Source organism: Massilia sp. DD77 (genome assembly GCF_036961685.1).
In the GTDB taxonomy this organism is placed as follows: Bacteria; Pseudomonadota; Gammaproteobacteria; order Burkholderiales; family Burkholderiaceae_D; genus Telluria.
In genome coordinates this window covers 70,331-96,582 of record NZ_JBAMDH010000018.1, presented here as the reverse complement: position 1 = coordinate 96,582, position 26,252 = coordinate 70,331, and the positions used below count along the sequence as shown (strand labels likewise).

The following is a 26,252-nucleotide window of genomic DNA, read 5'->3' as shown; positions in this document are numbered from 1 at the left end:
CGCTGCGGACTGGCGGTACGATCGCATGGCGTTTGAACATTCCTGGATATATGGCCGGCGCGTGGGGAGAGGTGATCATGGGTGCCATCGGCATAGGCAGAACAAAGGTACAAGATGAGATTAATTGCTAATCTGGTGGTTCTACTAATTGGTTTGTCAGACGTCGTTTCCGTCAACGCCGGATCTCCTGACGGATTGCGACTAATTGCGGTTTCCTCACCAGCGGCGGGAAAGCATTCATCGGACGTCCAGGCGTTCTTTGATAATTTTCGTGAGGGGGAACGTGAATCAGTCTGTGGGGACCGGCAACTGAACATCTCGACCGTCGTCTTTGACCAACCTGACCGGTATATCACGAGTGAACTTGCCAAAGCAGCAGCGCACGCTCCGGCTCAGAGGAAGAGACTCGCAAAGAAGCTCAACTTACTGGAAGACCGACTCTCCGAGCGACTCGATGGAGCGTTTTTTATCGACGCAAAAGACGGGGTTTTATACTTGTATGGAATTTCTGCGCAGCCAAAGTACGCCGTTCACCAATCGAGCCTGACTTTCCATGACCTTCACGATCCGATCAAGTTGCAGCACGCGATTTGCCAAGCCATTGTCAGGATGCCGGTCTTACAGTCCCCATGAGCAGGCATGGACTACGATTTGGAAACGCTCACTTCAACCGTCCCGCTTGGCAGGACTAGATCGTACGCACGAATGAAAGATACAGCGAGGCCTTGACATTACTGGCTGAAGCCAAAAAGCCTTCGACGGTACCTGCCTAATCGATCGAATCCGGTTCCCAGCTTGCTCGAACAAACGACGACCATTCACCCGTGACTACGATAAAAGTTTCCTCAGATACCCACCTGGACTCGTGGCGTTCACTGCAGGCTGCGATGCTGTATCACTACGCGTCGACCGATGCCTTGAGGGAACTGCACTCCGCGGTGACCAAGCTGATCGAAGGTGTAGTCGATCCGTTGCTTGAGTTATCCAGGCTGCAAGGAAGGGACGACGTGCTCCGCAACCCTCGCTGGGGTGAACGTGATACAAGCGAGAGCTGGTCGAGGAACGCATGGCCGTTTCTGAAAGACCTTCAGCAAAGCGTCGCGAAAGATATCGGATTGCGTAGCTTTAACCAGTATCGTCGCACTTCGACTGACGAATGCCTGCGCGGTGCGGACCAGTATTCCATGCTGTGGACGTCCGACGACGAAGAGGCGCGCTACCAGGCAGCCGTTAACCTGATCAGTCGTATCGCAGGGCCTATCGACGACACTCTCGATGACCACGAGTCGGGGCGCTGGTCGGATTCCGCTTTTATGTTCTACCATCGTGATTTCTGCGCGCTCCACCCGACACGCCATCTGTACAGGGTTCGCAGAGACATTTACGCCGACTCGGGGGAGCTTCCACCACGTACCGGCGTGTATGTTTCCGCCGATGATCCACATGCAAGTTTGCAGTTCGCATGGATAAATGGACGGGGTTGTAAATTGCGCCTAGCTAAGACCTTCAACGAGATTGGATTGGCAGCACTCGACTATGTCGGGCGAAGCAATCTTTGGACCGATGTTGAAAAGATGTATGAGTTCGCCACCCTGCCGTCCTTCGCGGAACTGTTCCGCAATCGAGTAGAGGTAAACGGGGTTACGTATCCTGAATTTGCACCGGGGGCGGTGTCGCGTTCCGCTTACGTTCAAAAGCCATCAAAATGGTATTTCGTAGAGATCGATGGCGAAGCGACAATACCGTCGGAGCCGGCATGGGAAGCACCGGGCAAGACCGAGACCGTCTTGCGTCTGCAAGCGGGCGAGGTGTGCAAGGTTGGCGGGTATTACTACACTCCTTCTCGCCAGCCATCGAGGCGTTTCATCGCAGCCGGTGAGATTGCACCTCGTTTCGACGTTGATTTTGGCGAGACCATTTGGCAATGGCACAGGCAACAATGAAGCACAAGTCGGTGCTGCAAGCTGTGCAAGGACCTGCCACTGCAGATGCTGTTCATGGTATTCGCCCTGATCCTAAGCATCTTCCGTACCGAGCGGTCGCAGAACGCGCGCCTGCTGACACTCGCCAGCGCGCAGGAAGGTGCCCTGCCGTAGGCCCTGCTGGCCGAACTCTTCCGTCGTCGTGGGAGTGTCAACGAAAGCTACTTGCTCAAGGTTGATGCGCTCAGCACCTCGGCCGAGCTCGACCAGTTCATCGGGGAGGAGCTGACGCTGACCATGCTCCAGCCGGATGGCGCACGCCGCGCCTGGCACACCCTGTGTCGCATTTGCCTTGAGGTCAATTGGCTGCCCGCCCTACCCGGACAAACGACGAGTATTCGTCCATGGCTATGATAAAACGTTCGCCAGATATCCAGCTTGACTCGTGGCGTTCGCTGCAGGCTGCAATGCTGTATCACTACGCGTCGACTGATGCGTTGAGGGAACTGCACTCCGCGGTGACTAACCTAATCGAAGGTGTCGTCGATCCGTTGCTTGAGTTATCTAGGCTGCAAGGTAGGGACGAAGCGCTTCGCAACCCTCGTTGGGGCGAACGTGACACGAGCGAAACTTGGTCGAAGAATGCCTGGCCATTTCTTAAAGACCTACAAAAGAGCGTTGCCAAAGATATCGCGACGCGTAACTTCGGTCAGTACTGTCGCACTTCAACCGACGAATGCCTACGCGGTGCGGACCAGTATTCCATGCTTTGGACGTCCGACGACGAAGAGGCCCGATACCAAGCCGCGGTCCAACTGATTAATCACATTTCAGGACCTATTGACGATACTCTAGATGAACACGATTCAGGCCGATGGTCGGATTTCGAGTTTATGTTTAGATATCGCGACTTCTGTAGAGTGTATCCAACCCGTCCCGTGTATAGGGTACGCAAAGACATTTGCGCCAACTCGGGTGAGCTTCCACCACGTGACGGTGTTTACGTTTCTGCCGACGATCCGCATGCGACTTTGCAGTTCGCATGGACTAAAGGACGAGGTTGTAAGTTGCGCTCGGCAACCACGTTCAATGAGATCGGATTAGCTGCGTTGGACTTTGTCGGACGAAGCAAACTGTGGAACGATGTCGAAAAGATGTATGAGTTTGCGACGCTACCGTCGTTCGCTGAAATTTTCCGCGAGCAGTTGGAGGTCAATGGCCGTGAGTATCCTCGATTCGCCCCAGGAGTTGTCTCACAGTCCTCATTCATGCGAAAACCGTCAAGATGGTATTTCGTTGAGATCGATGGCGAAGGGAGCCTGCCATCGGAACCGGCATGGGAGGTATCGGGTATGTCAGAGACGGTATTGCGTTTGCAAGCTGGCGAGATGTGTAAGGTTAGCAGGTAGTACTACACTCCCTCTCGCCAGGTATCGCGGCGCTTCATCGCCGCCGGTGAGATTGCTCCTCATTTCGAGACTAACTGTGGTGAGACGATTTGGCAATGGGGCACCAAACAATGAGTAACCCGTCCATTTTTTGGGTAGGTGCAACATCCTCAAAACAAAAGCAAGTCATCCGTAACTTAACTTGATGAAGTCGACTGTTCAATATCCACGCCCCACCTCATGGCAATCCCTACAAGCCGCAATGCTTTATCACTATGCATCGACTGAGGCTTTGAAAGAACTGCATGGACTGGTACGCGGTCTGATCGATGGAACTGTTGACCCGCAGTTGGCATTGGCTAGGATGGCGTCCGGGGAATCCATCCTGGCAAAAGTCGGTCGCGAAGACCGAGCAGTCAACACTACTCAATCGGAGTGCACTTGGATATTTCTTGGAGACCTAGAACGAAAACTGGCAAAAGATGTCGCAGCGCGCGGATTCGGACGGTACGAGCCGACTGCCACGGACACATGCTTACGAAACGCCGAACAGAATCCGATGCTATGGGTCCCAGCTGAGGACGATGCACCGTACCAGGCGGCAGTTAGGCTGATCAATCACCTCGCGGGTCCCATTGACAATACGCTCAGTGAGGTGGGCAGATGGAACGATTTCAGTCTCTTGCTTGGCTCGCGAGGTTTTTGCAGGGTTCATCCGACCAGGCCGATGTACAGGATTCGCGAAGATATTTGTGCCCGGACAGGGGAGCCACCTCCGCGTACCGGCGTTTACCTATCGGCAGAGGCCCCCCATGCGACACTGCAGTTTGCTTGGACGAAGGGACGAGCCTGCAAGCTGCGCGACGCGTCGACCTTTAACGACATCGGCCTGGCGGCACTCGACTTCGCTCGCAGGGACCGACTATGGTCGGATGTCGATAGGATGTACGAATTCGCGACTCTTCCTTCAGTCGCCGAGCTGTTTCACGACGGGATCAACATCTGTGGCTCGACATATCGTGAGCTGGCCCCCTCGGCAGTCGCACGATCCGCCTTCACGAACAAGCCTTCGAAATGGTATCTCGTCGAGCCAGATGGGGATGCAAGAATGCCGAGCGAACTCGTATGGGACTAGGCGCCCAAGCCAGGTGAAAGTCATCATGCGTAAAAGGCGAGAAGATATTTACGATCTGCGGCAAATCGGAACTCAGGCGTCCCTGGCCAAGCGCCATTTGGCGGCGAACACCAGCACGACAACATCCTTCTTGAGGAAGCCAACAAGCCGTTCAAGGTGTTCTTGGACGCGATCTGGAAAAAGATTTCTGTCGATCGGTGGTAGCTGTGCGGCTTCTGACTGTGCCTCACGTTGCGCAAGCGCCGTGGTCATGCTGCAATCGCAAGATCGACACCGAACCAGTTCCTCCCAGGCCTTATGCCTGACGCCTGTCTCGTGCCTGCCGCGTGAACGGCGGGCATCCCAACACGCTCAGCCCTGCCGCGTCCCACACTCCGTGCAAAACTTGGTCCCCGGCTGCAGCATCGTCGAACAGCTCACGCACGCCGCCTGCTGCACCATCTTGAACCCGCACTCGGGACAGAACTTGGCGCCATGGGTCTCGCAGCGGCACTGCGGGCACACGAGCTGCATCTCCTGCCTGGCGTCGTGCCTCACTCCGCGCGATTTGCCTTCATCGTAGGCCAGCTCGGAAGCGCTCTGTACCTCGCCTTCGGCGCGCGCTTGCGTGATCTTCACCTGGACATTGGGCGCGCAGTTGAAGCACAGGCCCTTGGCGCCGTCGAAACAGGTGCCGCACACATAGTCGTGGCAGTTGCCGCAGCGGTTGAAGTGGGCCTTGCCCGCTGCCACCGCTTCCTTGAAGGCCTGGTCGCGCGCGCTGTGCCAGCCCGCTTCGGCCATGCCGTGCAGGACCGAGCTGGCATTGCCGAGCAGGCCACCGAACATGCTGGCGCCCTTCTGCAGCCAGCCCGAGGCCTGGCCGCTGCGGTAGGGCTGGAACATGGTGCGCCAGCGGTCGCTGCAGCGCTCGCAATAGAATTCGAACTGGAAGCCGGCGTCGACGCCGGACGAATTGCTCAGGTCCCGGTAGTTATTGGAAAACTGCATTTCCGACATGGCGTAGCTCCTCGGCATCCCTTGTTTTTTGATAGCGATATTATAACAACGTGTCATGACAGGGAGACAGCGGTAAATACCGGCCTGTGGCAAAAGCGTCATGCCAAAGGCTTGTTTCTTTGCTATCCTCGGAAGTCCCAGACCAAGGATCACCATGCCGCGCCCAGGCCTCGCGCCCCTCTTTTCCGTCCTCGCCACCTGCGCACTGGCGATGGCGCCTGCAAACGCGCAGCTGCGCGCCCACCGCATCGACAATGGCACGGTCACCGTGCTGGCCAGCGAAGCCGCCGGTGGGCGCTTGTTGTCCTTTGCACTGGCGGGGCAGCCCAATTTCCTGCTGGTCGACGAGGAGGCGGGCAATCCCGACACCGGCTTCAACGCCTTCAGTAACAACGTGCCCTACCTCGGCCACGAGGTCTGGGTGGGGCCGCAAAAGGAATGGTGGACCGACCAGACCGTGAATCCCGAGCGCGCCAAGGCCAGGGCGCCCTGGCCGCCCGACCCCTACCTGAGCCTGGCCCCTTACGCGCTGGTGCAGCGCACGCCGGCGGAACTGGTGGTCGACAGCCCGCCCAGCCTGGTGACGGGTATCCAGCTGCGCAAACGCTACGCGCTGGTCAAGGGCCGGCCGAACAGCCTGCAGCTGGACGTGCGCGCCACCAACCGCCGCAACCAGCCGGTGGCGCGCGACATCTGGTTCAATACGCGGGTGCGGCCCGACACCCGGGTCTACGTGCCGGTGGCGTCGAAAGAAGATGTGCGGATGGAAGCGGCGACGCCGGAGGAAACCCCGGTCAGCACCCTGGCCGACGGCATCCTCTCGCTCGACCCGCCCGATGCCGGTGCGCGCAAGGGCAAGCTATTTATCCAGCCCGCGGGTGGCTGGATGGCGGCCTTCCACGGCAAGCAGGCTTTCGTGATCCAGTTTCGCCTCCAGCCGCGCGCTGCGATCCATCCCGACCAGGGGCAGGTCGAGCTCTATCACGAAGTCCAGCCTGGCGAGGCAGGCAAAGGCGTACTGGAAATGGAAGTCCATGCGCCCTTCGTGCGGCTGGCGCCGGGCAAGGCAATGCGCGCGTCCGAGCACTGGACCCTGCTGCCCTACCAGGGCCCGGCCACGCGCGAAGCCCATCTGGCCTTCTTGCGCCAGCACGCGCGCCAGTTAGGCCTGACAGGCTGGTAAAGCGTTAGAACAGCGAAAGATTGGGCGAAGGCGCTTCCGCCTTGGCGACCGTGCGCGGCGCGGGCCAGGCCTTCATCCCTTCCGCCGGATAGTGGCGCAGGAAGCTGCGCGCCGTTTCCACGTCGGGACAGGCGAGCCAGTCGCCGATTTCCTCCGGGCGCAGCACCACCAGCGAGCGCTTCTCGTCGTCCGGCTTGTGCATGCGCCGCATCAGCGGATGCGTATCGGCATTGATGGTGATCTGGGTAAAGGAGGCCTCGATGCGGCCATCCGCCTCGCTCCACTCTCGCCACAGGCCCGCCACGTAGAACAGCGAGTCGTCTTCCATGCCGATCCCGTAGCGCTCGGCGCGTCCGCTCTCGTAGCAAGGCTCGTAGAAGCAGGTCATCGGCACCGCGCAGAACTGCAGGCGGCGCCAGGCCGGCGCGAAGGAGCGCCGCTCGCCAAGCGTCTCGGCGCGCGCATTCATGGTGTCGAATGCCTTCACGCCCGGCGGAATATGCCGGCGCGGCACCATGCCATAGCTGGCGACGGCGGGCGCGGGGCGCCGTTCGGCATCGAGGCGCAGGATCGGGGCCGCGTAATCCTTCCAGATCTCGTCGGGCCAGCGCCAGTCGGCAGGCAGCTCGCTGAAGGCGCCGATGCTGCCGAATTGCTCCGGCGTGGGCGCCCGGTAATTCACGCACATGATCGAGTCACATTTTCTAAGGGAACGGGAATGATACCAGCGCGGCGCCCTCCTTCCGGCGCTGCCAATTGTGCGATATGAAATGCCGCTTCGATGATATATTTTTGTCAGCATTTCTACCGCCCCCGCATTGCATTTTCTATTACGCCTTCGACTGCAGCAGAACGGATAACAACTGAACCTTAGGAAAGAAACATGAACAAGAACATCGCCATCGTCGGCGCTGGATTCTCCGGGGCTGTCATCGCGAACCAGCTCGCGCACGCGGGTTACCAGGTCGAGATCTTCGAGGCGCGGCCCCATATCGCAGGCAACTGCCACTCGGAACGCGACGCCGAAACCGGCGTCATGGTGCACATCTACGGCCCGCACATCTTCCACACCGATAACGAGCGCGTCTGGGAATTCGTCAACCGCTTCAGCGAGTTCAAGCCTTACGTGAACCGCGTCAAGGCCATCACCAACGGCAAGGTCTACACCCTGCCGATCAACCTGCTGACCATCAACCAGTTCTTTGGCAAGACCCTGCGTCCGGCCGAGGCGGAGGAATTCCTGCGCGAGCTGGGCGACAAGACCATCGAGAACCCGGCCACCTTCGAGGACCAGGCGCTGCGCTTCGTGGGCCGCGAGCTGTACGAGGCCTTCTTCAAGACCTACACCATGAAGCAGTGGGGCCTGCATCCGAACCAGCTGCCGGCCAGCATCCTCAAGCGCCTGCCGGTGCGCTTCAACTACGACGACAACTACTTCGCCCACAAGTACCAGGGCATGCCGGCCAACGGCTACACCGAGCTGGTGGAGCGCATCCTCGACGTGCCGGGCATCACCGTGCACCTGAACACCCGCTTCGATCCGTCCTCGAAGGGCGACTATGCCCACGTGTTCTACAGCGGCCCGATCGACGCCTGGTTCAAGCACGCCGAGGGCCGCCTGCCCTACCGCACCCTCGACTTCGAAGTGTTCCGCGACACCGGCGACTACCAGGGCAATGCCGTCATCAACTACTGCGACGACGCCGAGCGCTACACCCGCATCACCGAGCACAAGCACTTCTCGCCGTGGGAAAGCCATGAAGGCACGGTGTGCTACAAGGAGTACAGCCGCCAGTGCGAGGAAAAGGACATTCCCTATTATCCGATCCGCCTGGCGCGCGACAAGCAGCAGCTGGAACTGTATGTGAACCTGGCCCGCCAGGAGCGGAACGTGACCTTCGTCGGCCGCCTGGGCACCTACCGCTACCTCGACATGGACGTGACCATCAACGAGGCGCTGGTCACGGCGGACAAGTTCCTGGCATGCGCGCGCGAGCAGGCCGCGATGCCGGCCTTCACGATCGATCCGCTGGCTTAAGCGCGTCCACCTGCGCCGCGGCGGCCGGTTCGCTGTGGCGCGGGCGCTACCCAGCAGGTGCAGCTGTGCGCCAGGCCGCGCGCGTTCGCCGCACAATCGGGCAAGCACCACTTCATTGTCGGGGTTGCCATGAAGAACGCGCTTGCCGCCGTATTCCTCAGCCTTTCCGCCGCCGCGGCGCCGAACTCCCTGGCGCAATCCGCCCCACCGCCCGACTCCACCACCCCGCCGCGGCTTTCGTTCTCGATCACCAACAGCCAGGTGACCCTGCGCTCGCTCGACGGCGGCTTGCTGCCCCTGGCCTTATCCGACCAGCGCCAGCACCTGCTGGTGCGCTCCTACGGCGAGGACGAGGGCGAGCATCTCGACAGCAATCCCGATCCCGGCAAGCCGGTGAGCGTGGAAGCGTCCTACGGCGACGGCTTCTCGCGCATCGAGGTTGCCCACATCTTCGGCGACGTCAGTGCGACGGTTGCCGCCGACACGGTGCTGGACGCGAGTTTCAACGACATCATCTGGGGCAGCGGCGCCACGTTCACGCTGCCGGCACGCTCATTCCTGACCATGGTCGCCTGGGTCAGTATCGACGGCGAGGCGGCCTGGGACAGCAACTACGTCGGCTTCGAACGCGGACTGATCTCGGGCACCGAAGGCGTCACCGGAGAACGCTTCATCCTGGACGGTTCGAGGGCGACCAGCCAGTACTTCCTCACCGCCCTCAATCCCCTCGACGAGGCGGCGACTTTCTATTACTACTCGAACCTGTACGCCAACGCCTATAGCGTGACGCCGGTGCCCGAGCCCGCCGGCTGGACGATGCTGGCCGCCGGGCTGGCCACAGGCATGGCGCTGAGAACGGCGGCGCGGCGACGCCTGCGCGGGACACGGCCATGAAACGCGCACTCGCAGCATGTGCGCTGGCGGCGGCCAGCGGCGGCGCCTGGAGCCAGGATGCGGGCATTCGCTTCAACCTGAGCGACGTCCATGTGAGCCTGCGGTCGATGGATGGGGCGGAACTGCCCCTGGCGGTGTCCGGCCAGCACCAGACGCTAAGCGCCCGCGCCTACAGCGCTACCGGACAGGAGGCCGAACGGCTCGACCTGGATGAGAAAATGGACGGAGCAGGCGTCTCGGTCGGGCGCGAGACCGCGTTTGTCCAGGTCGTGGTCGAGGGCACCCTTGGCGGGGCGCGCGGCGTCGCCACCTTCGCGGAGCCTTCGATCGACTGGGTCAGCAGCGAGTTCGCCTGGGGCAGCTACGGCAGCATCACCCTGCCCGCCAACTCGGTGCTCACCATCGCCGGCCGGGCCACGGTGCGCAACGATGGCGCCGAGGAGAACCGCATCAGCTTCGAGCAGGCGCTGGTGGCCGCGACCGAAGGAGCCTTCGGCGAGCGCTACGATTTGCGAGCGTCGGACGCGTCCAGCCAGTACGTCATCTCGGCCATCAATCCGCTCGACACCGAAGCCAGCTTCCGCTACGCCACCGAGCTGGCGGGTTTCGCCTTCTCGGTCAGCCCGGTGCCCGAGCCTTCCGCCTGGGCGATGCTGGCGGGCGGGCTGCTTCTGCTGCGCTGGGCACGCCCGCGCCCGGCGGGCCAAGCGATGCCCGCACCGTGACGCTGACCGGGAAGCTCCGCACCACCGGCCGGCGTCCGCCGTCGCACAGGTTGAGCAGCGCGGCCACGCCGTTGTGGGTCATCTCGCGCCAGGGGATACGCACCGAGGTGAGGCGCGGCGCCGAAAAGGCCGCGCTGGGCGCGTCGTCGTAGCCGATCACCGAGACCTCGCGCGGGACGTGGATGCCCGCTTCGTGGAAGCAGGACATGGCGCCCAGCGCCATCTCGTCGTTGGCGCAGAACAGCGCGGTGAAGCGGGTTTTCGAGGCCAGCAGCTCGTGCGCGGCCGACCAGCCACCGGCGGACGAGAAGTCGCGCTCGGCCACCCACATCCCGGCAGTGTCGATGCCGGCGTCTTCCAGTTCGCGCATGAAGCCTTCGATACGGTCGACGTTGTCCTGCACCTTCCAGGGGCCGGCGATCACGGCAATCTCGCGGTGTCCTTGGTCGAGCAAGGCGCGCGCCGCCAGGCGCCCGCCCTGCACGTGGTCGACCGTGAAGCACTGCTCGGGGATGCTGTCGAAGCCATAGTTGAGGGCGACCAGGCGCTCGCGGCGCGCGCCGAACAGGGCCAGATCGGCTTCCTCCAGGGGGCTGGTCAGCACGATCACGCCGTCGCAGCCGCGCGCGATCAACTGGCTGACGCCGTCGATCGCTTCTTGCCTGGCCTCGCCCTTGCCCGCGCCGAAGGCGATCATCATGTGCAGCCCGGCCGCGCGCAGCTCCGCATCGACGATCTTGAGGATCGCCGTGTAGAAGGTCCCCGACAGCATGGGAATGTAGACGCCGATCATGCGCGAAGTCCCGTACAGCAGCGAGCGCGCGGCGTGCGAGGGCCGGTAGCCCAGTTCCTCGACCGCCTGCTTCACCCGTTCCAGCTTGGCGGGCGAGACCGAGCCCTTGCCGCGCACCACGCGCGAGGCGGTTCCCAGTCCCACCCCCGCCAGGCGGGCTACGTCCTTGATCGTCGGCACAGGCCTTCCTCGTCGATGGTGAGCGTTTGCTTAACGTAACACAGTCTGGATCGCGCGGGCCGGAATCTCGACCGCCGTTTCCAAGCCGTCGACCATCAGCCGGTAGCGCTGCGCCTGGGCCGTCTTGTTCATGACGACGATGGCGAGCGAGCCGTCCGGGTTGCGGAAGGCCACCGTGTCCAAGGTGCTGCGGCTCGTGGTGGCATTTACGCGGCGCGCCTTCGGCTTGATGTAGCGCGTGAAGTGGCCCATGTAGGCGTAGCTCGGGGTGTACACCAGCTTCCCGTCGTCGCTCGCATGTAGCAGCGCGAAGCAGAAGTTGCCCACGTGGTTGGGCCCGCCCCGGCTGTCGAGCAGCATGTTCCAGTCGATCCAGCCGGCCGCGCCGGCGTTCAGGTCGGCCATGATCTCGCGGCCATAGCGTTCGCCGTTGGCCCAGTCCTGCAGGCGCGCCGGGTCGAACTTCTCCACCGTCGCCTCGGTCATCAAGAGGGGTACGTCCGGATAGGCGGCGTGCACGGCCGCCACGTTGCGGTGCATCGGCTGGCCCTTGGCCCAGGTCTCGTACCAGTGGAAGCCGATGCCCCACACATAGGGCCGCGCCTTGGGGTCGTTCAGGATGTGGGCCGCGCGCTGCGGCAGCAGGTCGCGGTTGTGGTCCCAGACGATGATCTTCTTGTCCTTCAGGCCCGCGCGCGCCAGCGCCGGCCCCAGGTGGTCGCCCAGGAAGCGCGTTTCTTCCTCGGCGGTGTAGATCATCGATTCCCAGGTCTGCTTCGCCATCGGCTCGTTCTGCACCGACAACCCCCACAGCGGGATGCCCGCCTTTTCGTAGGCCTGCACGAAGCGCACGATGTAGCTGGCCCACAGGTCGCGGTTCTCCGGCAGCAGGCTGCCGCCTTGCAGCATGCTCTTATTCGACTTCATCCAGGCCGGCGCGCTCCAGGGGCTGGCGAATACCCGCATGTCGGCGCCGTGACCCTTGGCCGCCGCCAGCGACTGGCGCAGCAGGGGCAGGCGGTGCCGCTCGTCGTGCTTGACGCTGAACGAGCTGAGTGAGCGGTCGCCGTCCTTCACATAGGTATAGCTGCCGCTGCTGAAGTCCGAGCTGTGGATGGTGGTGCGCAGCACGTTGTAGCCCAGGCCCTCAACCGGATCGAAGTAGGCCTTGAGGTATTCGCGCTGGGCGGCGGGCGTCAGCTTGGCGTACACCTCGGCCACGGCGTCGGTCACCGCGCCGCCGAAGCCGAACACTTCCTGGAAGCGCTGGCGCGTGTCCACGAAGACCGCGGTTTCGGTTTCCAGCGGCTGTCCCGCCGGGCGCGGCGTGCCCAGGGCCTGCACGGCGAAGCGCTGGCCGCTGCCCTGGGCCGTCGTCACCACCTGCCAAGGAGCGCCGGGCGCCGCCTGGGCGCCCAGTACCGTCATCAGTGCAGCGCCGCACACCATGCGTATCGTCTGTCGTTTCGTTGTCATCCGCTCTCCGATTACAGTTTGTAGTTCACGCCGAACAGCACCTGGCGGCCGTAGGTCGTGTAGCGTTCGGGCGCATAGGCGCCGCTGGCGAAGGCGCTGCCCTGCTTGGTCTGGTAAGGCTCGTTGCCCAGGTTGTTCACCTGGAGCAGGAAGGACAGGTTCTTGTACGGGCCGTCCTGGAATTCATAGCCGAGCTGGATGTCGACCTGCTTCTCCGCCAGGATCTCGCTGAAGGCGCGCTGGGCGAACAGGCCGGTGACCTCGCCGCGGAAGGCTGAGCGGTAGCGCTGGGCCACGCGCGCCGAGAAGCCGTGCTTCTCGTAGAACACCGTCAGGTTGGCCACCACGCCCGACAGCCCGGGCAGCTTCTCGGTGGTGCCCGGTCCATTGGGGCTGATCGAGCTTTCGGTGCCCGAGGCGCTGGCCTGCACGCCGAAGCCGTCCAGGCGCTCCCACAGCATGCCGAACTGCAGGGCCGCGGTGAGCTCGATGCCGCGCACGAAGCCGCCCTGGCCGTTGGCCGGCTGGTTGATGGTGCCGATGTTCGTCAGCGGCAGCACGGCGCTGGAATTCGGGAAGCCGGTGAAATCGAAGGGGAGCTGCTGGTTGTAGATATAGCTCTTCAGGTCCTTGAAGAAGTAGGCGGCCGAGAGATAGCTGCCCTTGCCCAGGTAGTGCTCGAGCGAGAGGTCGAAGGAGTTCGCGCGCCAGGGTTCCAGCTGCGGGTTGCCGCCATTGCCGTTCCACATGCGGGTGGTTGCGTCCACGCCCGCCGAGACGCCGGCGCGCATGTCCGACATGCGCGGCCGCGCCACCGTCTTGGCGGCGCCCAGGCGCAGGTAGGTGTCGTGCAGGTAGTTGCCGAGGTCGAAGTTCAGGTTCAGGCTGGGGAGCACGTCGTGGTAAGAGTGGCCGTCGCGCAGCGGCGTGATGACATTGCCGCTGACGGCCTTGCCCTCGGCCTGCTGGTCGACGTGCACGTACTGCACGCCCAGGTTGCCGCGCAAGGGTACGGGGCCCAGGTCGGTGTCGATGCCCAGGCGCAGGTAGCCGATGCTCTGCTTCTCGGTCACGGCCCAGTCCTGCTGGGCGACGTCGGTGTCGACCGGGCGCTTGTCGTAGAACTGGTCGAGCGCGGCGCGGGGGTCGAAGCTCAGCACGCCCGGGATACCGGCCCAGGACAGCGAGGTAGTCGGCTGGATGATGTTGGCCGGGACGGTGCTCAGGGCGCGATCGTTCTTCAGCCAGTAGGTCTGGGACACGTCCTCGTGCGACTTGTCGCGCTTGGAGTAGCTCAGGCCGGCCTGCACGTCGCGGAAGAACCCATCCAGTTCGCCGCGCAAGTGCAGCTTGGCCGCGCCCAGGCGGTCTTCCACGCGCGGGTGGTGCATGGTGGCGTCGTGGCCCCAGCCGCCGACGTCGGTCAGCTTGATAATGCCGGGGTTGGTGAAGTCGATGCTGGGGGTGAACTGCGGCAGGCCGGCGCCGACCGGAATCCGGAACTGGAAGTCGTTGTCGGTGACGCCCGAACCAGCCGGCCCCAGGCCGGCGTAAGTCTCGGAGGTGGTCTCGCGGCGCTTGGCCGAAGACCAGGACAGGTCGCCGTCCGCCGTCCAGCGCTGGTTGAGGCGCACTTTGGTGTTCCAGCCGGCGGCGGCCATCTCGTCGCGCCGTTCGTTGTAGTCGTTGCGCACGATGGGCTCGAGGTTGACCAGGCTGCCGCCGGTGAGCAGGCGCACGCCGCCGATGGTCTCGATCTGCGGATTGCGGTAGGTGACGGCGCTCCACTGGTGCGAGTTCCACATCATGCCGCGCATGATTTCTTCCTGGTCGAATCGCGAATAGTACAGGTCCAGGGTCGAGCGCACCTCGCGGCCCGGCTTCCAGTCGATCACCGCCATCAGGCCGTCGCGCACCTGCTTGCGCGAGGTCGAGGTCACTTCCGCGCCCTTGAGCGCCACCACGTCCTCGTTCCCGGCCGGCAGGTTGTTCTGGTCGCCCCACCACCAGGACTTGTATTCCTTCTGCTGTCCCGGCGAATCGAGGTGGGCGTAGCCGATGGCCAGCCCCAGCGTATTGTTCAGGTACTGGTCGATGTAGGAGACCGACAGGCGCTTGCCCCTGGTCGACCAGCCGCTGTTGAGTTCTCCGTTGCCGTTATGCTCGCCCCGTACATTGAAGGCGATGGTGCGGCCCTTGCGGTCGAGCGGGCGCACGGTGCGCAGGTCGATGGTGCCGGACAGGCCGGCCGCGGTCATGTTGGCGTCAGGGGTCTTGTAGACGGTCACGCCACTCAGCAGCTCAGACGGATACTGGTCGAATTCGGCGCTGCGGTCATTGCTGGTGCTGGTCTGCTCGCGGCCGTTGAGCAGGGTGACGCCGAAGTCGGGCGCCAGGCCGCGCAGCGAGATCACCTGGGCGCGGCCGGCCACGCGCTGGGCGGTCAGCCCGGGCAGGCGCGCGATCGACTCGGCGATCGACACGTCCGGCAGCTTGCCGATGTCCTCGGCGGTGATGGCCTCGACGATGGAATCGGATTCCTTCTTGATCGCGATCGAGCTTTCGATACTGCCGCGGATGCCGGTGACGACCACCTGGGCGGGGGTCTCCTCTCCCGGCTGCGCCTGCTCCTGGGCCTGGGCGTGCACCGCCGCGCTCCACAGCAGCAGCGCACAGGCGGCGGCGATGGGAGTGACGGCGAACGCGCCGGTCGACGCGGTGTTGCTCTCGGTCTTGCCAAAACGGGTCATATCGGTCTCCAGTGTTTTATAATAAAAGAAATTGGAAACGTTGCCAACTTGCGGCCAAATAGTTGGCAACAGGTCCAGCCCAAGCTGCGGCGGGAGCGTTGCCAACGATTTGCTGCCTTCGTATGCATACAGGCAGTCGACGGTTCCTTTATTATTTGGAAACGTTGCCAATCCTCAGCGCAAGATTGGAAACGTTGCCAAAATTTACGTCACATTATGGTCTTGCTGGAAATGCATTGTCAATCCAATTGTGAATACACCGCGCCGCCCTCACCGCTTGTCGTTCCAGCTGAAGGTAGCGACACTGTTGGCCGGCAGCGCATAGCGGAAGCCCTGCTTGCCAATGCGGACCGAGAAAGCGCGCGCTTCCTTACCGCCGTTGGCCACGATCAGCGCCATCGACCCATCGCGGTTGCGGAATGCGACGTTGGCCAGCTCCCCCGCCGCCTCGCTCGACGCGATGCGATGCGCGCCCGGCTTGACGAAGCGGCTGGCGTGGCCCAGTGCGTAGTACTCCACGTTGCGCGTGACCTCGCCGGTGCGCGCATCGATGGTGACCACGCCGCGGCAATCCTTGCAGCCGCCCAGGTGCGGGCCGTCTTTCTCATCCAGGGCCAGGTTCCACAGCAGCACGCCGCGCGCCCAGCCGCGCGTAGTGTCGATCACCAGGGTGCGGGTGAAGTACATGAGGTTCTTCGCCCAGTCCGGCGACCAGCGTCCGCCCGAGCACTCGGTGAACCAGGTGTCCTTGTCCGGGAACTTCGCATGCACCTGGGCCTGCACGGCCACATTGCCCGCGTAGCAGTGCCAGGCCACGCCGCTCACGTACTTCGCCGCCGCCGCGTCGCCCAGCACGGCGGCGGGCGAATCCGGCTCGTCCCAGTTATGGTCCCAGTCGAAGACCGTGGTGCCGGGCTGCTCGCGCGCCAGCAGCGGGCCCAAATGGCCGCCGATGAAGGCGGCGCGGCTGGGCGGATTCACGCGCATGCCGGGATAGTTGTCCGGCTCGAAGTGCGGCTCGTTCTGCAGGGTGAGCGCGAAGATGGGCACGCCCTCGGCCTTCATCGCGCCCACATAGCGGCCCAGGTAGCGGGCAAATGCGTCATAGGCTTCCGGCTTCAGCGCTCCCTTCACCAGGCTGTCGCTCGTCTTCATCCAGCCCGGGGCGCTCCAGGGCGAGGCCATCACCTTCAGCTGCGGATTGATCGCCAGCGCCCGCTGCACGGTCGGCAACACGGTGGCGCGCTGCGGGTCGATCGAGAAGCGCTTCAGTTCCGGATCCTGCTCGCCTGGGGGCATGTCGTCGAAGCTGTAGTGGGTCTGCGAAAAGTCCGAGGCGCCGATGGTCAGGCGCGTGAACGACAGGCCCAGGCCAGGATCGCGCCCGAACAGCTCGCGCAGCAGGGCCTCGCGCTGCGCCGGGCTCATGCGCTGCTGGATCAGGTAAGCAGAGGCGTCCGTGATCGAGGCGCCGAAACCCTGGAACTCCTGATAGCGCTTGCTTGGGTCGATCTCGATCACGGTGCCGGCGGTGTTCACCTTGCCAAGGCGGGCGTCCGCCTCGCGCGCCAGCAGCTTGCTTTGGTCGCCGGTGGTCACCCAGGCCTGGACCGCACTGTTCGCGGCCGCATGGGGAAGGCAGCCGCCCAGCAGCGTCGCCAGTACGGCGCGGCGCAGTATCGTGCTCGTTATTTCCATCGTCGATGTCTCCTTGTTGTGGGGTGGATATAATTGGAAACGTTGCCAATTTAATATACCATGCTCGCCAGCACGAAAACACGCGCATCCAGAAAAAGCTTCTACTGCCCTCCCGCACACCAAGCGGCTACAACGGTTATCATTTACGAATGATTGATTAGGTTGAAAGCTGACTGCGGACATGAACACATCCGGGCAGACTGACCTGCTACCCCATCCCTGCGCCTCCGGCCGGCCACAAGCCCTTTGCCACGAGCGCGCTCTCCACTGCCTTCCTGCTACCGTGTGCAGGACGCCGCAGAGGATTTCATCCGGCTCCGCCGGCCCGGCGGCGCGGCGCTTCATGCGCCCTGCGCGGCGGGCGACCATTTAACTCTTTACTGCACACACGAAATGAATCCCTCGACTGAGATTGAAAACGGCCTTCCCCTCGACATGGTGATCTTCGGCGGCATGGGCGACCTGGCGATGCGCAAGCTGCTGCCGGCGCTCTACATGGCCTACCTGCACGGCAACCTGCCGGGCACGACCCGCATCCTGTCCACTGGCCGCCAGGACTTCGACCGCGAGACCTACCTCGCCCATGTCGGGGAGCATTCGCGTTCCTTCATCAGCGAGAACAATTTCAACGAAAAGACCTGGGACGGCTTCCTCAAGCTGCTCGAGTACGTGCGCCTGGACGTGCAGGCAGCGCCGGACTTCTCCGCCCTGGCCCAGGCCACGCGCGCCGGCGCCCAGCGCGTGTTCTACCTGTCGACCGCGCCTTCGCTGTTCACCACCATCTGCGACAAGCTGGCCGCCGCCGGTCTGGTCGACGCGCAGTCGCGCGTGGTGCTGGAAAAGCCGCTCGGCAACGACCTGCCTTCGGCGATCGAGATCAACGAGGCGGTCGGCAAGCACTTTGCCGAATCGCAGATCTACCGCATCGACCACTACCTGGGCAAGGAAACCGTGCAGAACCTGATGGTGCTGCGCTTCGGGAACTCGATCCTGGAACCGCTGTGGCGCGCGCCGAACATCTCGAGCGTGCAAATCACTGTGGCCGAGGAGATCGGCGTGGGCAGCCGCGCCGGCTTCTACGACGGCACCGGCGCCATGCGCGACATGCTGCAGAACCACCTGCTGCAGCTGCTGTGCATCGTGGCCATGGAGCCGCCGACCTCGCTCAACGCCGACGCGGTGCGCGACGAGAAGCTGAAGGTGCTGCGCTCGCTGCGCCGCCTGACCCTGGCCGACATCGCCCGCGACACCGTACGCGGACAGTACAGCCATGGCGTCAGCGGCAACCAGGAAGTCCCGGGCTACCACGAAGAAAAGAACGTCCCGGCGGACAGCAAGACCGAGACCTTCGTCGCCTTGCGCGCCCACATCGATACCTGGCGCTGGTCCAAGGTGCCCTTCTACCTGCGTACCGGCAAGCGCATGCAGCGCCGCTCGTCCAAGATCGTGGTCGAATTCGCCAACCCGCCCTTCCCGCTGTTCCCGGACGCGCCGGGCGGCGTCGCCAACCGCCTGGTCATCGAGCTCCAGCCCGAGGAAGCGATCAAGCTGCAGATCATGGCCAAGCAGCCGGGCAGCGGCATGCAGATGCAGCAGGTGACCTTGAACCTCGACCTGCAATCGGCCTTCCAGCAGCGCCGCGCCGAAGCCTACGAGCGCCTCTTGATCGACGTGGTGCGTGGCCGCCTGACCCACTTCATGCGCCGCGACGAGCTGGAGGCCGCCTGGGCCTGGGCCGATCCGATCATCGAAGGCTGGGGCACCCTGGGCGAGAAACCGCATGCCTATGCGGCCGGTTCCTGGGGGCCTGCGGAGTCCTTCGCGCTGCTGGCGCGCGACGGCTTCGCGTGGGTCGAATAGTCAAAAACTGATAATGAAGCGCGCGCCCTTGCCGACCGGCCGGGCGTAGCGCACGGTGCCGCCGTTGGCGTGCACCAGGTGGCGGACCATCGCCAGGCCGATGCCGCCGCCCTGCTTCTTGGTGGTGAAGAAGGGAGTGAAGATGTGGGCGGCCACGTCCTCGGGCACGCCCGGCCCGTCGTCCGCGACCTCGATCCGTAAGCGCGCGCCGCGCACCAGGCGCGCGCTCACCCGCGCGCCCGCCTTGTCGATGCCGGCCGTCGCCTCGAAGGCGTTCTTGAGCAGGTTGATCAAGGCCTGTTCCAGCTGGCCGGGATCGGCCACCAGCTCCATCGAACCCGGTTCCACCGAAAACACCACCTCGCCGCCACGCGCGCGCCACAAGGGATTCACCAGCGCTGCGACCCGCTCGAACATCCCGGCGATGCGGATGCGTTCCGGATGCGCCTCAGGTACGTTGGACAGGCTGCGGTAGCTCGCCACGAAGGCCACCAGGCTGTCGGCGCGGCGCCGAATCGCGTCCAGGGCCGTGCCCAGGTCGGCGCTGATGTCGGGATCGAGTCCTTCGGCTTCGCGCACCAGCTCATAGGCGGTGTGCGAGAGCGAGGCCACCGGCGTCAGCGAATTCATGATCTCATGGGTCAGCACGTGCACCAGCTGGCGCCAGGCGTTCAGCGCTTCGGCTTCCAGCTCGCTTTCCACCGGCATCAGGGCCGCCAGGCGCTGGGGCTTGCCGTGCAGGGCCACCGAGGCCACCGCCACCAGGGCGCGCTCGCCGCCGCGCTCGGTCTCGAACTGCAAGGTGGCGCGCCGTTCAGTGGGCTGGGCCGCCAGCTCGGCGTAGAGCCCGGCCGGATCGGTCGCGCGCCCTGGCGCCACCAGCTTGCGCGCCATGGCGTTGAGCGGCGCCACGGCGCCCGCACCCGCCGCACCCTCGATGCGGAACAGCGCGATGGGCGCGAATTCCAGGCGCGCCTCCAGCGCCAGGGCGTTGTCGACCAGGCTTTGCTGCTCGATGTTCAAGGCGCCGTAGCCGGTGACCGTGTCCGCCGGGCGCGGCGCCTCCAGGCGGCGCAGGCAGCCCCACAGCAGCATCAGGCAGGGCAGCACGCCCAGCAGGCACAGGACCGCGAGGCGCGGCGAATCGCGCAAGCTGCCCGCGCCCCAGGCCAGCAAGCCCACGCCCGAAACCGCAAGCACGACGCCGGCCCGCAGGCGCCTAGATGCCATGCTTGCCCAGCTTGCGGTAGAGCGCCGCGCGGCTCAGGCCCAGCATGCGCGCCGCCAGGCTGATGTTGCCGTTGGCCTTGTCCAGGGCCGCGGCGATGGTGTCGCGTTCGAGCGCGCCCAGCTTGAAGCTGTCCTCGGCCACGGGCTCCGGCGCCGCGGTCGCTTCCGGTATCGCGGCAGGCGCCGTCAGCCCGAAGTCCTCGAAGCGGTATTCCGGCTGGCCGGCCAGGATCACGGCGCGCTCGCAGGCATGGCGCAGCGCACGCACATTGCCCGGCCACGACCAGGCGCACAGGCGCTCCATCGCATTCGGCGCCAGCTCGCGCACCGGGCGCTGGTACTGGGTCTCGTAGAGCGACAGGTAGTGGTGCAGCAGGCCGGGAATGTCGTCGCGCCGCTCGCGCAGCGGCGGCACCCGGATCACGATGGTGTTCAGGCGGAACAGGAGGTCGGGCCGGAATACGGCCGGGTCGAACAGGCGCGCCTCGTCCAGGTTGGTGGCGCTGACGATGCGCACGTCGATCGCCTCGGCGCGGTCGGCGCCGATGGGCGTCACCTCGCGCCGCTCGAGGGCCGTGAGCAGCTTGGCCTGGGCCGGCAAGGCCATGTTGCCGATCTCGTCGAGGAACAGGCTGCCGCCGCGCGCGGCCTGGAAGCGTCCGGCGCGGTCGGCCTTGGCGTCGGTGAAGGAACCGCGCCGGTGGCCGAACAACTCGCTCTCGAAAGTCGATTCCGGCAGCGCGCCCATGTCCACCGCCAGGAAGGTAGCGCCGGCGCGGCGCGAAGCCTGGTGAATGGCGCGCGCCACCAGTTCCTTGCCCACGCCGTTCTCGCCCAGCACCATCACATTGGCCTCGGTCGGCGCGACGCTGGCGATCATGGCCTTTACCTCGCGCATCGCGGCCGAGTCGCCCATCAGGCTGGAGGCGCCAGGGGCCGCGCTGGCCGCACGCCGCGCCAGGGCGCCGTCGACGGCCGCCACCAGGCGCGCATTGTCCCAGGGCTTGGTGATGAAGTCGCCGGCGCCGCGCTTCAGGGCTTCCACCGCCAGCGGCACGTCCGCGTAGGCGGTTAGCGCGATCACGGCGGGCGGGCGCGGCAGCGCGCGCAGGCGGTCCAGCACGCCCAGGCCTTCGGCGCCGTCGATGCGGCCCGGCGTGAAGTTCAGGTCGAGCAGCACCACGTCCGGCGTGCGCGCCGCAAGCAGTGCATCCAGCCCTGCGGGGTCGTCCAGGGTCTCGACCGCGCCGTGACGGCGGCGCAGCAGCATCTGCGCCGCGCAGGCGACGTCGCGGTCGTCGTCGAGGATCAGGATGTGGGCGGTGGAATCGGCCATCGGGCTGGGCGGTCGGGGACGGGATTGCCATTCTAGCAGCGCCCTGGCGCCCTGGGGACAGGCGGTGGACGCCTGTCCGGAAGCGCACACCACCACCTGTCCGGATCCGGACACTTTCCCCGTGTACAGCGCGGAAAAACACGAAAACATGGCCGAAAAGGCACTGGCACGGAGCTTGCAAATACGAAGGCATTTCGTTTCGAGAGCCAGCATGGACCGCATTCCCCCACACGCAGTCACCGGCGCCGCCATGGACACCGTGGTCCCCAGGCGCCGCGGCCGGCTTGCCCTGCGCATCGTCCTGGCCATCGCCGTCCTCGCCCTGCTGGCCTGGGCCGCCTGGCAGCTGATGCCACACGGCCTGCAGGTAGCGCGCCAGGACCTGCGCACCGCCCGCGCCGTGAGCGGCGTCTACCGCGACGACATCGTCGTGCGCGCCACCGCCGAGCCGCTCAATTCCATCATCCTCGACTCGGTCGAATCCGGACGGGTCGAGGAAGTCTTCGTCCAGGACGGCCATCCGGTGAAGAAGGGCCAACTGCTGTTCCGCCTGTCCAACCCGCAGCGCAACCTGGAACTGCTGGAACGCCAGGCCGAGCATGCGCAGCAGATCTCCAACCTGGCCACCCTGCGCGTGGCCCACGAGGCCGGCCGCACCGACCACCAGCGCCGCATCGCCGACCTCGAGTTCGCGCTGGACCAGGCCCGCAAGCAGTACGCCCGCAACAGCCGCCTGGCCGCCCAGGGTTTCATCTCCTCGGTGGCCCTGGAGGAGTCCGGCGACAAGCTGGCCCAGCAGCAGCGCGCCCTGCAGGTCGAGCGCGACAGCATCGCCACCGAGGAGCGGGTGCGCCGGCAAGGGCTGCAGCAGATGGAAACCGCGATCCGCGGCCTGCAATCGGGCCTGCAGCTGGTCGACGCCACGGTCGACGCGCTGGCCGTGCGCGCGCCCAGCGACGGCGTGCTGACCGACTTCCGCCTGCAGGTCGGCGAAACCGTGCGCCCCGACCAGCACATCGGCCGCATCGACGATCCCAAGCGCTTCAAGCTCACCGTGCTGATCGACGAGTTCTACCTGAGCCGGGTGTCGGTCGGGCTCCAGGGCGGCGTGGTCCAGGGCGAGCGCGTGTATCCGGTCAAGGTGCGCACGGTCTTTCCGCAGATCCGCGAAGGCCGCTTCACCGCCGAACTGGTCTTCACCGGCGCCCAGCCGGACGTGATCAGCCCGGGCCAGAGCCTGGACGCGCGCCTGACCCTGGGCCAGCCGGCCCCGGCCCTGATGCTGCCGACCGGCGCCTGGCTGGGCGACAGCGGCGGCGCCTGGGCCTTCGTGCTCGCGCCCGGCGGCGGCGAGGCCAGGCGCCAGCCGCTGCGCCTGGGCCGCCGCAACAACAGCCAGGTCGAGGTGCTGTCCGGCCTGAAGGCCGGCGACCAGGTCATTACCTCGAGCTACGCGGCCTTCGGCAAGGCCGAACTGCTGCAGTTGAATCCCTAACCCATACCGCCAACCAAAGAAGACAAAGGAAGCACCATGCTCAAACTCTCAGGCGTCAGCAAGATCCACGTCGCGGGCGAAGTCCAGACCACCGCCCTGGACCGCATCGACCTCGACATCGCCGCCGGCGAGTACGTCGCCATCACCGGCCCCTCGGGCTGCGGCAAGTCCACCCTGCTGAGCGTGCTCGGCCTGCTCGACGTGCCGACCGAGGGCGCCTACTGGTTCGAGGGCCAGAACGTGGCCGGCTGGAGCGAGTCGAAACTCAACGAACTGCGGCGCGGCCGCGTGGGCTTCATTTTCCAGAGCTTCAACCTGATCGAGGAGCTGAGCGTCTTCGAGAACGTGGAGCTGGCCCTGGAGTACACCGGCACCCCGGCCGCCGAACGGCGCCAGCGCGTGACCGCGATGCTGGAGCGCCTGGGCGTGGCCCACCGCGCGGCGCACCGGCCTTCGCAGCTCTCGGGCGGCCAGCAGCAGCGGGTGGCGATCGCACGGGCACTGGTGGCGCGGCCGGCCATGCTGCTGGCCGACGAACCGACCGGCAACCTGGATACCGCTCACGGCGACGAAGTGATGCGCCTGCTGCGCACCATCAACGCAGAAGGCACGACCGTGGTCATGGTCACCCACTCGCCGGCGCACGCGGCCCAGGCCTCGCGCACCCTGCACCTGCTCGACGGCCGCGTGGTGGTCGACGCGCTGCAGGCGGCGTAAGGAGAGCCGCATGAACCTGCGCGATTTTCGCATCGGCTGGCGCCTGCTGGTCAAGGAACCGGCGTATTCGGCGGTGGTGATCCTGGGCCTGGCCGTGGGCTTCGCCGCCTGCTTCCTGCTGCTCGGCTACGTGGCGCATTCGCTGTCCTACGACCGCCACATCCCGGAACGCGGCCAGATCTACCGCCTGATGCAGCACTGGAACCACCCGACCGCCTCCAGCAGCCACTGGAGCAATGCCAGCAGCCTGCCGGCGCGCGACGCCGTGGTCCAGAGCGGCGTGCCGGTGCTGGCCTCCACCTTCATCGAGCGCAATATCGACGTGCGCGTGGGGAACCAGGTCCAGACCATCAGCCTGACCGTGGTCGACCCGGCCTTCGAGCAGATCTTCAAGCCGCCTGTCTCCGCGGGCAAGCTGGCCGACGCGCTGGCCCGGCCGGACGCCTTCGCCCTCACCCGCGAGACCGCCGTCAAGCTGTTCGGCAGCGAGGACGCGGTCGGCAAGACGGTGCAGGTGGCGGGCCGCCCTTACCACATCGCCGCCGTGCTCGAGGACCAGCCGGCCGCCACCACCCTCCCCTATGCGGCCCTGGCGGGCACCCGCACCTCGGTATGGAACGAGGAATACCGGCGCCTGGTCACCACCAACTGGGGCTCCTCGCACGGGCCGGTCTACGTCAAGCTGCCGACCGGCGCCGACGCCGCGCCGGTGATCGATTCGGTGCGCCGCGCCATGCTGGCCTCCAGCTTCTACCAGCGCCAGACGCCCGACCAGATCGCGGCCCTGAACGGCCAGGACATGATCAGCTTCCGCCTGGGGCCCTTGGCCGAGGCCTACCTCGATCCGAACGTGGAGGATGGCGGCAAGCGCCACGGCAACCGCAAGACCATTTTCGGCCTGGCCGCGGTGGCCCTGCTGATCCTGGTGCTGGCCGCCACCAATTACGTCAACCTGGCCACCGTGCGCACCCTGCGCCGCCAGCGCGAGATCGCGGTGCGCAAGGTGCTGGGCGCGGGCGCCGGCGCCGTCAGCCGCCAGTTCCTGGCCGAGTCGGTGCTGGTGTGCCTGATCGCCACCGCGATCGGCCTGCTGCTGGCCTGGCTGCTGCTGCCTGTGTTCGCCGACCTGGTACAGCGCGAGCTGGACCGCATGTTCACGCCGCTCTCGATCGGCCTGAGCCTGGCGACCGGCGTGCTGCTGGGCGTGCTGGCCGGCGCCTATCCGACCTTCTCCGCGCTCAAGGTGCTGCCGACTGCCGCCCTCCAGGGACGCGGCAACAGCGAGACCGTGGGCGGCCTGCGCCTGCGCCGCGTGCTGACGGTGCTGCAGTTCGCCACCGCCATGGGCCTGACCGGCATGACCCTGGCCGTGGCCTGGCAGACGCGCTACGCCTCCAGCCTCGACCCGGGCTTCGATCCGGCGCCGCTGCTGGTGCTGACGGCATCCGAGGACATGCGCAACGCCAGGGTGCGCGCTTTCCGCGACGCCCTGCTGCGGGTTCCCGGCGTGACCGGGGTGGCCCAGAGCGACGCCCCGGTCACGGTCAACCGCAACAGCACCGCGCTGCGCCGCGACGGCGGCGAGGCGGTCGAGATCAGCACCCTCTACGTGAGCCCCGAGTTCTTCGACGTCTACGGCCTCAAGCGGGTCGCGGGCCGGCTCTACGACCCAGGGCGCGACAAGGCCGAGGACGAGGACAAGATCGTGATCAACGAGGCCGGCGCGCGCCGCTTCGGCTTCGCCAGCGCCCAGGACGCGGTCGGCAAGTACGTGCGCCAGCCGGACGGCTCCGGCACGCCGATGCAGGTGATCGGCGTGGCGCCCGACATCCGCCACCGCTCGGCGCGCGAAGCGATGCAGGCCACCGTCTACTTCCTGGAAACTCGCACCCCGGTGTTCAGCGTGCGCACCGAGGACGGCGGCGCGCGCCAGGAAGACGTCAAGCGCGCCATCGAGGAGCTGTGGCCACGCCATTTCCCGAACGACGTGCTGGAGGTCCAGCGCGCCGCCGGCATGTTCGCCCTCAACTACGCGGACGACCTGCGCCTGGCCAAGCTGCTGGGGGCCTCGAGCGTGATCGCAACCGCCATCGCCGCCTTCGGCATCTACGTGCTGGCGGCCTACAGCGTGCAGCGCAAGGCGCGCGAGATCGTGCTGCGCAAGCTGTATGGCGCGGGCAAGGGCGCGATTGCCGGCCTGGTCGGCAGGGAGTTTGCGGTCCTGCTGGGCGTGGGCGCCCTGATCGGGCTACCGGCCGCCTGGCTCGCCATCGAGCGCTATCTCGCGGGCTTCACGGAACGCGCGCCGATCGGCGCCTGGACCATTGCCGGCGCACTGCTGGTGGCCTGCCTGGTTGCCTTGGGCTCCACCGCGCGCCATGCGCTGGCGGCGATGCGGATCCGGCCGGCGCTGGCCTTGCGCGAATAGGGAAG

At 65.4% G+C, this 26,252-nt stretch carries 20 protein-coding genes; 11 read left to right on the top strand and 9 right to left on the bottom strand.

Annotated features, from left to right (window positions below; genetic code table 11):
- Positions 1-887: 887 nt before the first annotated feature.
- From V7778_RS12760 to V7778_RS12750, 3 genes are all read left to right on the top strand, one after another.
- The gene (locus V7778_RS12760; protein ID WP_335555740.1) at positions 888-1,943 is read left to right on the top strand and encodes a hypothetical protein; all 1,056 of its coding nucleotides are present in this window, start codon (positions 888-890) and stop codon (positions 1,941-1,943) included.
- A 204-nt stretch (positions 1,944-2,147) separates the two neighbouring features.
- Positions 2,148-2,336: a hypothetical protein gene (locus V7778_RS12755; protein ID WP_335555738.1), complete on the top strand. Its 189-nt coding sequence runs from the start codon at positions 2,148-2,150 to the stop codon at positions 2,334-2,336.
- On the top strand, positions 2,327-3,331 hold the full coding sequence (locus V7778_RS12750) for a hypothetical protein (protein ID WP_335555736.1): 1,005 nt from the start codon (positions 2,327-2,329) through the stop codon (positions 3,329-3,331). Before V7778_RS12755 ends, V7778_RS12750 begins: the two co-directional genes overlap by 10 nt.
- Positions 3,332-4,517: 1,186 nt before the next feature.
- Here the strand turns inward: V7778_RS12750 and V7778_RS12745 are convergent.
- Together V7778_RS12745 and V7778_RS12740 are read right to left on the bottom strand one after the other, a co-directional pair.
- Entirely contained in the window at positions 4,518-4,697 is a 180-nt protein-coding gene (locus tag V7778_RS12745; protein ID WP_335555735.1) for a hypothetical protein, read from the bottom strand.
- Positions 4,698-4,796: 99 nt separating this feature from the next.
- Positions 4,797-5,444: a zinc ribbon domain-containing protein gene (locus tag V7778_RS12740; protein ID WP_335555733.1), complete on the bottom strand. Its 648-nt coding sequence runs from the start codon at positions 5,442-5,444 to the stop codon at positions 4,797-4,799.
- A 154-nt stretch (positions 5,445-5,598) separates the two neighbouring features.
- Here V7778_RS12740 and V7778_RS12735 point away from each other — a divergent pair, with 154 nt between their 5' ends.
- Positions 5,599-6,627, top strand: coding sequence for a DUF4380 domain-containing protein (locus tag V7778_RS12735; protein WP_335555731.1), 1,029 nt, complete (start codon positions 5,599-5,601; stop codon positions 6,625-6,627).
- 4 nt (positions 6,628-6,631) lie between these two features.
- On the opposite strand, the gene V7778_RS12730 is transcribed toward V7778_RS12735, so the two are convergent.
- Positions 6,632-7,315, bottom strand: a complete 684-nt coding sequence (locus V7778_RS12730) for an SOS response-associated peptidase (protein ID WP_335555729.1) — start codon at positions 7,313-7,315, stop codon at positions 6,632-6,634.
- A 195-nt stretch (positions 7,316-7,510) separates the two neighbouring features.
- Here V7778_RS12730 and glf point away from each other — a divergent pair, with 195 nt between their 5' ends.
- From glf to V7778_RS12715, 3 genes are all read left to right on the top strand, one after another.
- On the top strand, positions 7,511-8,665 hold the full coding sequence (glf, locus tag V7778_RS12725) for a UDP-galactopyranose mutase (RefSeq protein WP_335555727.1): 1,155 nt from the start codon (positions 7,511-7,513) through the stop codon (positions 8,663-8,665).
- A gap of 129 nt (positions 8,666-8,794) precedes the next feature.
- Entirely contained in the window at positions 8,795-9,559 is a 765-nt protein-coding gene (locus V7778_RS12720) for a hypothetical protein (RefSeq protein ID WP_335555725.1), read from the top strand.
- Positions 9,556-10,284 (top strand): hypothetical protein, encoded by a 729-nt coding sequence (locus V7778_RS12715; protein WP_335555724.1) that lies wholly within the window; start codon positions 9,556-9,558, stop codon positions 10,282-10,284. The genes V7778_RS12720 and V7778_RS12715 overlap by 4 nt, the downstream gene beginning before the upstream one ends.
- Here the strand turns inward: V7778_RS12715 and V7778_RS12710 are convergent.
- From V7778_RS12710 to V7778_RS12695, 4 genes are all read right to left on the bottom strand, one after another.
- Positions 10,178-11,257 carry a LacI family DNA-binding transcriptional regulator gene (locus V7778_RS12710; RefSeq protein WP_335555722.1) on the bottom strand — a complete coding sequence of 360 codons (1,080 nt, stop codon included), beginning with the start codon at positions 11,255-11,257 and terminating at the stop codon, positions 10,178-10,180. The two genes, V7778_RS12715 and V7778_RS12710, sit on opposite strands and share 107 nt — an antisense overlap.
- Before the next feature lie 30 nt (positions 11,258-11,287).
- Complete coding sequence (locus V7778_RS12705; RefSeq protein WP_335555719.1) at positions 11,288-12,733, bottom strand: glycoside hydrolase family 30 protein; 1,446 nt, start codon at positions 12,731-12,733, stop codon at positions 11,288-11,290.
- Positions 12,734-12,744: 11 nt separating this feature from the next.
- Positions 12,745-15,483 carry a TonB-dependent receptor gene (locus V7778_RS12700; RefSeq protein ID WP_335555718.1) on the bottom strand — a complete coding sequence of 913 codons (2,739 nt, stop codon included), beginning with the start codon at positions 15,481-15,483 and terminating at the stop codon, positions 12,745-12,747.
- A gap of 270 nt (positions 15,484-15,753) precedes the next feature.
- Entirely contained in the window at positions 15,754-17,181 is a 1,428-nt protein-coding gene (locus tag V7778_RS12695) for a glycoside hydrolase family 30 protein (protein WP_335555716.1), read from the bottom strand.
- A 393-nt stretch (positions 17,182-17,574) separates the two neighbouring features.
- On the opposite strand from V7778_RS12695, the gene zwf reads away from it, so the two are divergent.
- Positions 17,575-19,041 carry a glucose-6-phosphate dehydrogenase gene (gene zwf, locus V7778_RS12690; protein ID WP_335555715.1) on the top strand — a complete coding sequence of 489 codons (1,467 nt, stop codon included), beginning with the start codon at positions 17,575-17,577 and terminating at the stop codon, positions 19,039-19,041.
- Here zwf and V7778_RS12685 read toward each other — a convergent pair whose 3' ends face one another.
- Together V7778_RS12685 and V7778_RS12680 are read right to left on the bottom strand one after the other, a co-directional pair.
- Positions 19,042-20,271: a sensor histidine kinase gene (locus tag V7778_RS12685; RefSeq protein WP_335555713.1), complete on the bottom strand. Its 1,230-nt coding sequence runs from the start codon at positions 20,269-20,271 to the stop codon at positions 19,042-19,044.
- Positions 20,261-21,607: a sigma-54-dependent transcriptional regulator gene (locus V7778_RS12680; protein ID WP_335555712.1), complete on the bottom strand. Its 1,347-nt coding sequence runs from the start codon at positions 21,605-21,607 to the stop codon at positions 20,261-20,263. Before V7778_RS12680 ends, V7778_RS12685 begins: the two co-directional genes overlap by 11 nt.
- A 211-nt stretch (positions 21,608-21,818) precedes the next feature.
- On the opposite strand from V7778_RS12680, the gene V7778_RS12675 reads away from it, so the two are divergent.
- The 3 genes from V7778_RS12675 to V7778_RS12665 are packed head-to-tail and all read left to right on the top strand — an operon-like array spanning position 21,819 to position 26,247.
- Positions 21,819-23,102 carry an efflux RND transporter periplasmic adaptor subunit gene (locus V7778_RS12675; protein ID WP_335555710.1) on the top strand — a complete coding sequence of 428 codons (1,284 nt, stop codon included), beginning with the start codon at positions 21,819-21,821 and terminating at the stop codon, positions 23,100-23,102.
- Between the two features lie 36 nt (positions 23,103-23,138).
- Positions 23,139-23,819: an ABC transporter ATP-binding protein gene (locus tag V7778_RS12670; RefSeq protein WP_335555708.1), complete on the top strand. Its 681-nt coding sequence runs from the start codon at positions 23,139-23,141 to the stop codon at positions 23,817-23,819.
- A gap of 10 nt (positions 23,820-23,829) precedes the next feature.
- Positions 23,830-26,247 (top strand): ABC transporter permease, encoded by a 2,418-nt coding sequence (locus tag V7778_RS12665; RefSeq protein ID WP_335555707.1) that lies wholly within the window; start codon positions 23,830-23,832, stop codon positions 26,245-26,247.
- Positions 26,248-26,252 lie beyond the last annotated feature (5 nt).